Annotated in this window: 5 protein-coding genes; all 5 read right to left on the bottom strand. The window is 62.5% G+C overall.

The features are described from left to right. Positions 1-413: 413 nt before the first annotated feature. On the bottom strand, positions 414-1,934 hold the full coding sequence (locus ACVW16_RS01625; RefSeq protein ID WP_456705491.1) for a sugar ABC transporter ATP-binding protein: 1,521 nt from the start codon (positions 1,932-1,934) through the stop codon (positions 414-416). Then, positions 1,931-3,052, bottom strand: a complete 1,122-nt coding sequence (locus ACVW16_RS01620; protein WP_456802220.1) for an SMP-30/gluconolactonase/LRE family protein — start codon at positions 3,050-3,052, stop codon at positions 1,931-1,933. Before ACVW16_RS01620 ends, ACVW16_RS01625 begins: the two co-directional genes overlap by 4 nt. Positions 3,053-3,054: 2 nt before the next feature. Further along, positions 3,055-5,202: an ABC transporter permease gene (locus ACVW16_RS01615; RefSeq protein WP_456705493.1), complete on the bottom strand. Its 2,148-nt coding sequence runs from the start codon at positions 5,200-5,202 to the stop codon at positions 3,055-3,057. 57 nt (positions 5,203-5,259) lie between these two features. Next, positions 5,260-6,285, bottom strand: coding sequence for a sugar ABC transporter substrate-binding protein (locus ACVW16_RS01610; RefSeq protein WP_456802219.1), 1,026 nt, complete (start codon positions 6,283-6,285; stop codon positions 5,260-5,262). 94 nt (positions 6,286-6,379) lie between these two features. After that, entirely contained in the window at positions 6,380-7,405 is a 1,026-nt protein-coding gene (locus ACVW16_RS01605) for an ABC transporter permease (protein WP_456739217.1), read from the bottom strand. Positions 7,406-7,674 lie beyond the last annotated feature (269 nt).

Below are 7,674 nucleotides of genomic sequence, written 5' to 3'. Positions count from 1 at the left end.
CACTGGCCGTCCACGCGTGGGACGCCTTGCCTGAAGCTCGAGTAGTCGTTCGGCATTTGAATTCTTGAGACAGCAAGCGACCCGCAAAGACAGCGTGTCCCTACTACCTACGCGCCATCCAAGGATTCGATTGTCGGGCTGAGGCTTCTCATAGAAAAGAGCGGCTACTGTCTCTCCGACGTGACCCTTGCGTGACCCAAGCCGACGCGGCCAACTGACTTGAGCCCGATCACTTTCTAAGCAGCTGATTCTGTGCATATTTTGGTGGCCGCGCCAGGGCTCGAACCTGGGACCCGCTGATTATGAGACATGATAGGATCATTGATTTTACAAGAGAAAGGGCGAGTTTGCCGCGCGTCTCGCGTCAGCATTGCGGTTCGCTGCTGCCTCGAGTCTCGGTCTGGTCTCGCTGCTCAATGCACCGCCGCGTACAGAATTTTGTCCTGCGTGGCCTCCGCCGAATCGAACTCGGCGACGATGCGCCCCGTCCGGGCGACCAGGATGCGGTCGGAGACGGCGAGGACTTCCGGCAGATAGGACGAGATCACGACCACCGCCTTGCCCTCGTCCGCGAGGCGGCGGATCTCGGCGTGGATGTGCGGGATGGTGCCGACGTCGACGCCGCGTGTCGGCTCATCGAAAATGATAATGGAGGGATCCTGCACCAGCGTCTTTGCCAGTACGACCTTCTGCTGGTTGCCGCCGGAGAGTTCGATGATCTTGGCTTTTCTTTGCAGGGCGCTGATCTTGAGCCGGTCGACCCAATAGGTGGCGAGCTTGCCGCGGCGGGCGCGCGAGAGCAGAAAGCTGAAGCCGCCCTTGGTGGCGAGCTTGCCGAGATAGACGTTGTCATCGACCACCATGGTCTCAAAAAAGCCGTTGGCCTTGCGGTCCTCGGTGATGTAGGCGATGCCGTCATTGATGGCCTGGCGCGGCACCCGGTAACGGATCGGCCTCCCGCGCAGGCGGATGGTGCCACCATTGATCAAATTGCGCTTGAGCGCACCATAGATCACCTTGGCGATCTCGGTGCGGCCCGAGCCGATCAGTCCGGCGATGCCGACGACCTCCCCTGCATAAACCGAGAACGACATGTTCTTCACCGCCATGCCCATGGTGACGTTCTCGACCGTCAGAACCTTCTCGCGACGGTGGTGAGTTTTCTTGCTGCCGCCATAGACCGCTTGCCCGACCTCGCGGCCGACCATATGCTGAACGAGGCTATCCCGGCTGAGCTGCTTTGCCGGCGCGGTGATCACGTGCCGTCCGTCACGCAGCACCGTGATGCGATCGGCGATCTGCAAGGATTCTTCCAGCGCGTGCGAGATGTAGATGATAGAAACGCCCCGGGCGCGGAGGTCGCGCACCAGGTGGAAGAAATGGACGATCTCCTCTGGCGTAAGCGAGGCGGTCGGCTCGTCGAAGATAATGATGCGCGCCTTGTTGTAGATCGCGCGCGCGATCTCGACCATTTGCTTCTTGGCGGTGCCGAGCATGGCCACGGGCGTTGCCGGGTCGACGTGGAAATTGAGCGATTGCAGCAGCTGCTGTGCCTGGATGTTCAGGGTGCGAAAGCGCGTCAGCAGCTTTTCGTTGCCGAGCTCGATATTCTGCGCCGCCGTCATGGTCGGCACCAGGCTCGTCTCCTGATAGACCATGCAGATGCCGGCGTTCAGAGCATCGCGCGGCTGTTCGAGCTTCACCTGCTTGCCATCGAGCCGGTATTCGCCGGAGGTGAGCTGGATCGCCCCCGCAATCGCCTTACACAGCGTCGATTTGCCGGCGCCGTTCTCGCCGACGAGGGCATGCACTTCGCCCGGATAGAGATTGAAGTTGACACCCTCGATGGCGTGCACGCCGCCGTAGATCTTGCTGCCGCCGACGATCTCGAGCACCGGCTCGGCGGGATTGACGAGGTTTGCGCCGTCGCTCATCGGAACTCTCCCGTGTGGAGCAGAAGACATCCCGCGCCGCGGGCGGCGATGACCACGCCTTGCGGCGTCGCGCAGGCCGCAGTGACGCCGTGGAAGCGGCCGCCGGCACGGCTGTGCAGGCTGTCCGTTGCTTCGCCCTCGCTATCCAGATGCACGAGCAACCCATAAGAGCGCGGCGGCGCCCAAGGCTTTTGTATGCCGAGCGCCTTGACGCCACCGATCTGCATCGGCTCGAGGCAATCGGAACCGCCGGCCAGCGCCGGCGCGATCCAATAGCTTTCCGGCATCGTCCGCATCATCTCCTCGCGGAAATCGTCCTCCTTGAGCACGAATTCGATGAGATGCGTGCGCCGCGCGAACAGGCCTAGGAGGAAGCCGCCACGATCATCCGGATGCAGCCGCCCAGGGTAGCCCGGCAGATTGCCGGCGGCGATTTCGGCCTGCCCCAGCGCACTTGCGGTGAGCGGGAAACGGCTGAAGCGATACGCGCCGGTCTCGGTGAGCCACAAGCTTTTGCCGTCGGCGGACACCGCAACGCCGGAGGGATAAGATAGGTCACTCAGCAGCACCTCGGCACTTCCGAGATCCGGCCCGCACGCAATCAACCTTCCCTGGCTCCGCTTCTCCATCAGGTCCCGCCGCCACTGGTCCGGTGAGCGGCCGGCGGCGCCTTCGACCGCGAAGATGCGGCCCTCGGGATGCGCGGCCACCGACAACAGCCCGACTAAGGGGCGGCCGTCCCCGGATTGCAGCCAGACCGGATCGGGTTTGGCCGGATCGATTGCCGCAAGGCCGCGGCCGGCCACGCACGCGAGCAAACGGCTATCCGGGTGAATCGCAAGCCCACCCGCATCGCCGTCGAATTCGGCGATCAGCGTCCGCGTTGCAAAACCCGCACCTGAGAGCTTCAGCACTTGTCGCCCAGCCGAGGCGAAGATCGATCCGTCGGGTGCCGCGACGACGTCGTCCACCCCAGGCAAGGGCTCGCCGATGACAGTCGCGCCATCCAGCCGGTCGTTAGGGCTCAGCGACCCGTCGAGCGGCGGGATCGCGTTCTCGCCGCCATCGCGGTCGATGACGCTGCGGATATCGCGCAGGAGGTGATCGAAGAATCCCATCGCTATCCCCTGACTCTGCTCTTGTCGCCCCAGTAGGCGTCGTATCCGGTCCAGCTCTCGTCGACACCATCGAGCTTGATGCGGCCGATACGATTGTTCTCGAGGCCGCCGAGATAGAGATAGCCCTTGTGCTCGCGCATCGAGGTCAGCGTCGAATGCGAGATGCCGGTCGGATCCCACCAGGATTCCAGCGCTTCGCCCCGTTCGTTGAACTTCAGCACGCAGCCGTGATTGAGCGCGGGCGCGAGCCACTCATCGGTCGGCACCTGCTTGACCATGCGTAAGCGGAATCCGGGTTTGCGTACCGAGAGGTCGAAGGTGGGCGTGCGGATGCCGACCAGCGCCAGCCAGTAATTGCCGTCGGAGGCGCGGTTGATGTTATCGGGATTGCCCGGAAGCTCGTCGATCAGGACCTCGGTCTTGCCCTTCTTCGGCCCCTCGATCCAGTAGCGGAAGATTTTGCAGAGCGAGGTGCTCGCGATCAGCACTGATTTGCCGTCATGGGAGACGCACACTCCGTTGGGGAAGTAGAAGTGATTGATGACTGTACGCGTCGTCCTGGTCTTGGGGTCGTAGCAGACCACGCGACCGTTGGGCCGCGCTTCGAGAATGTCGAGCGTGTTGGTCGTCATCTCGTAGCGCGTGGTGCAATCACTGAAATAAATCTTGCCGTCAGGCGCGATGTCGAGATCATCAGCCATGCGGAGGCGGGAATCGTCATTGAGCTTGTACCAGGTGCGGTTGGTCTCGTCGGTGACTTTGAACACGCGGCCGTCCGGGGCGACGCCATAGACGCCCATGCCGGCAACCGCTACGATCAGGTTCTCGTCGCGGTCGAACTGCATGCCAAGAGGGCGGCCGCCGATATGGGCGAATACCTCGCGCTGTTCGAAGTTCTCTCCCGAAAAGCGGATCACGTTGCCGTCGCGGGTCGAGCCATAGACCCGGCCCTGGCGGTCGACGATGACGTCCTCCGGACCCTCGACCTGGTCGAGGCCGATGGCCTTGGCGTGGATCAAGCGATCGTTCTGGGCAAAGGGCGAGGCCGAGCCGCGCTGCACGGAGGGCGCGGGGGAGAACGCCACATAGGCCGGATTGACGTAGATCTTCTGGATCGCCTTACCGCGGTTCTTCGACCATTTGACGTCGATACCGACGGCGGCGAGCAGGATCATGCCCGTGACCGCCGACGTGACGTAGCCGGGGATGCCCATGCGGACGAGGCCGTTGATGAGGAGGAAGACGATCAGCGCACCGATCATCGCCCGCCACACGGTGCCCTTCCCGCCGGCTAGCGAGATGCCGCCCAGCACGACCGCGGTCAGCGCCTGGAATTCCCAGCCGACGCCGGTCGTCGAATCCGTCGAGGCCTGGCGCGCGGCATAAAAGATGCCGCTGGCCGCGCACAGCGTGCCGGACAGCACATAGGTGAGAAACAGCATCAGCCGGACGCGGATGCCGGCATGCCGCGCCGCCTTGCGGCTGGCGCCGATCGCGGTCAGATGCCAGCCATAGCGCGAGCGCGACAGGAAGATGTGACAGATCAGCAGCACCACGAACAGCATCGCGGCGTTGACGGGAATGCCGAGCACGCTGCCGGTGCCGATGAAGTCCCAGGCATCACTATCGACCGAATTGGTGGCGAACACCTGGGCATAGCCGGTGTTGAGCAGGTTCACCGAGGCACGCAGTATGATCAGCGTCACCAGCGTGGTCAGGAACGGCCGCGTCTTCAGGAAACCTATGAGGACGCCGTTGATGCTGCCGAGCGCAGCGCCGACGCAAAGCGTCGCGACCACGACGAGGCCAACCGGCCACTCCATCACAAGGAGGAAGAACAGTGCGGCGAAATTGCAGAGCGCAAAGATCGCACCGACCGACAGGTCGATGCCGCCGCTGATGAGGCAAAAGCCCATCGCCAGCGCCACGAAGCCGAATTCGGCGAACAGGCGCAGCAGCGACAACCCGTTTTGCACCGAGGCATAGTCCGGGATTGTCAACGCGAAATACAGCCACAGCCCCATCATCACCGTGAACGGGACGACCGGCTCGAACCATTGCTTGAGGAGCAACTCGGAGAGAAGCAGGCGTGGCGAGAACCGCCGCGCCGATTGCGTCAGGGATTCGGCAAAGGCTTCGATGGTAGACATGGTCGTAGCACTCCCAAGCAGCCGGCGTGCAACCGCGCACGCCGGCTCAGATTCGCGTCAGCTCTTCTTGGGAAGTGCGAAGCAGTTCGCACCCGACGCGTTGCTCTTATCGAGCCAGATCGGGCGCGTGTAATATTCGAGATTCTTCGTGCCGGGCTTTTCGCCGGACATCAGCAGCGTCTCAGCCGCAAACATCAGATCGTGGCCCTGCTCAGTCGCCTTGTAGCTAAGGAATTTGTAGAAATTGCCAGAAGTTAGCTGGTCGCAATCGAGCGAGGAGCCCTCGCCGGAAGCGAACACCTTGACGTCGTCGATCTTGCCGGCGTTGCGGATCGCCTGCGCGGCACCCGATTCCATGATTCCCCAGAACCCGATCGAGGCGCAGAGGTCCGGATGCTGCTGGATCACGGTGGCGGTGATGTTCAGCGCGGTATTGGCGTCCCAGTTGGCGGCCTGGTTCGACACCACCTTGATTTTGGTATCCTTGTTGAGGACCTCCATGATTCCGCCGACCTGGTCGACACTCGCCGCCGCCGTCAGTTCGCCCTGCACGATCTGGACCTTGCCGGACTTGCCGGACCCGGTGCCGCAGACCCTGACCACCTCAGTCGCCAGCATCTTGCCGATCTCGCGCCAGTCCGCGCCGACGAAGGCGCCTGACTTGTAGTTCGAGGACATGTTGATCTGGATAACATGCGTGCCCTGCGCTTCGGCGCGCTTCAGGTCCTTCATCAGCAGCGTGACGCTGGGATTTTGCACGATCAGCACGTCAGGCTTCTGATCGACCAACGCGGTGAGCGCCTGTTGCATCGCCGATGGATTGTTGTTGGGATCGCGGACAATGAACTTCATGCCGCGCCACTCCGCCTCTTCCTGCACCACCCGGCCCCATTCGTCGGACAGCGGAACGCCGAGCGCGATCGGCAGGTACGCGATGGTCTTGCCCTGCAACGCCTTGTCATAGGAGGCGCGAAGCTCGCGCGCGGTCTTGGTGCCGCCTTCCTCCTGCGAGAGCACTAGGGATGGCAGCGCGGCCAGCGCAGCGCCTGTGATCGCGATCGTCCAGAGTGTCCTGATCTTCATGGGTTCCTCCCGTTGTTGATGAGACGGGATGCCTTGGCGGCATTCTTTGTTAGGTTTTTGCCTCGCTAGGTTTTGCTTCGTTGAGTAAGTCTCGTCAGTCTCCCTGCCGCGCCGTCTCCTCGTCCCGCGGATGCAGGAAATTGTCGAGCACGATGGCGGCCAGCAGCACCACGCCTTTGATGATGTTCTGCACCTCGCTGTTGACGTCCATGATGGTGAACGCATTCAGCAGTGTGCCGATCAGGATGCAGCCGACCACGACCGAGAACACGCTGCCGCGCCCACCAATTAGGCTGATGCCGCCGATGACGACGACCAGCACCACGTCGAAGATCATTGTGCCCTGCGTGATCGCCATCTGCATGCTGCCGGTGGTGCCGACCCAGACGAGGCCGGCGAGCCAGGCGAGGAACGCGACGAGCGCGTATTCGAGCACGATCAGCGGCCGCAGCGGGATGCCGGTGAGCCGCGCGGCCTCGGGATTATCGCCCTGCGCATAGATGAAGCGACCGATCGAGGTGCGCGACAGGAACAGATGCATGGCGATCGCGGAAACGGCGAACACCAGGATTGGGACGGGAATGCCGAACAGGCGCCCGGCGCCGGCGAACATCAGCCCTGGTGCGTCTTTGGGCGCGTAGACCACCCAGGCCGGCGCCAACCAGAACGCCAGCCCATAGATCACAAAGCCGGCGGCCAGTGTCACGAACAGAGGCGGCGCTTCGACAAAGGCAACCATGACGCCATTGATGACGCCGATCAGCAGCGCGATGGCGAGAGCGAGCAGGACGGCGGCGCCGACCGGCACGCCGCGCTGCATCTCGATCAGGGCGATGGCCCAGCAGCCTGCAAGGGTCGCGACCTCGCTGAGGTCGATGCCACGGCTGATCACGATCAGCCCCATGCCGAGGCCGAGCACGCCCAGGATGGAAATACTGCGCAGCAGATTGAGCAGGTTGGAGACGGTGGCAAAACCGGTTAGCGTGACACCGAACACGACGAGCAGCACGATCGTGATCAGAAGCACGATCTGCTCCTGGTTTGGCTTCGGGATATTGAAGGGAATGCGCGGGGCGGTCTCAGGAACGGCAAGGCTGCGCGACGCCAGGGGCCACCGCATTCGTTTCCTCCAACTCTTATTTTGTCGGGAGTTTGAAGCGGCTTTCAGGCTTCGTCAAATACATTTCGCGAGCTGCGTTTGATCACCTCCTCGCCATTTTTCAAACAGCGTTTGAAGTTGCGACGTCCGGGATGCAGTCGGTGGACTGTGATCTTACAGACTTCATCAGCAATTCCAACGCGCCGATTTCCACGAAACGGCATTTTGCAATGTTGCAGCTTTCGCCTGCATAGCTTTTGCGCAATCACAGTCGCGACTCCTACGGCGAA

Source organism: Bradyrhizobium sp. USDA 4474, assembly GCF_054057515.1.
The sequence above is the reverse complement of the archived record's forward strand: the minus strand, read 5'-3'. Positions and strand labels throughout refer to the sequence as shown.